Origin of the sequence: Paenibacillus solanacearum, assembly GCF_910593845.1 — a bacterium.
GTDB classification, from domain to species: domain Bacteria; phylum Bacillota; class Bacilli; order Paenibacillales; family NBRC-103111; genus Paenibacillus_G; species Paenibacillus_G solanacearum.
Window position 1 is genome coordinate 1 of record NZ_CAJVAS010000125.1, and the last position, 685, is coordinate 685.

General features: G+C 55.0%; 1 rRNA gene. It reads right to left on the reverse strand.

The features are described 5' to 3' along the window. Nucleotides 1–685: ribosomal RNA gene (locus tag KXG62_RS33885) — 23S ribosomal RNA — on the reverse strand; the annotation flags it as partial.

A 685-nucleotide genomic window follows, 5' to 3' on the forward strand; every position in this document is an offset into this window, starting at 1 on the left:
AGGTTAGAACTCCGATACGATCAGGGTGGTATCCCAACGGCGCCTCCACCGATGCTGGCGCACCGGCTTCAAAGGCTCCCACCTATCCTGTACAGATCGTACCAAAGTCCAATATCAAGCTGCAGTAAAGCTCCATGGGGTCTTTCCGTCTTGTCGCGGGTAACCTGCATCTTCACAGGTATTAAAATTTCACCGGATCTCTCGTCGAGACAGCGCCCAAGTCGTTACGCCATTCGTGCGGGTCAGAATTTACCTGACAAGGAATTTCGCTACCTTAGGACCGTTATAGTTACGGCCGCCGTTTACTGGGGCTTCGGTTCACAGCTTCGGGTTACCCCTAACCGCTCCCCTTAACCTTCCAGCACCGGGCAGGCGTCAGCCCGTATACTTCGCCTTGCGGCTTCGCACAGACCTGTGTTTTTGCTAAACAGTCGCTTGGGCCTTTTCACTGCGGCCCCCTCGGGCTATTCACCCTACCGAGGCACCCCTTCTCCCGAAGTTACGGGGTCATTTTGCCGAGTTCCTTAACGAGAGTTCTTCCGAGCGCCTTAGCATACTCTGCTCGCCTACCTGTGTCGGTTTGCGGTACGGGCACCTTCTCCCTGGCTAGAGGCTTTTCTTGGCAGCTTGAACTCATGACCTTCGGTACTGTAATTTTCCCTCCCCATCACAGCCCAGCCTTACG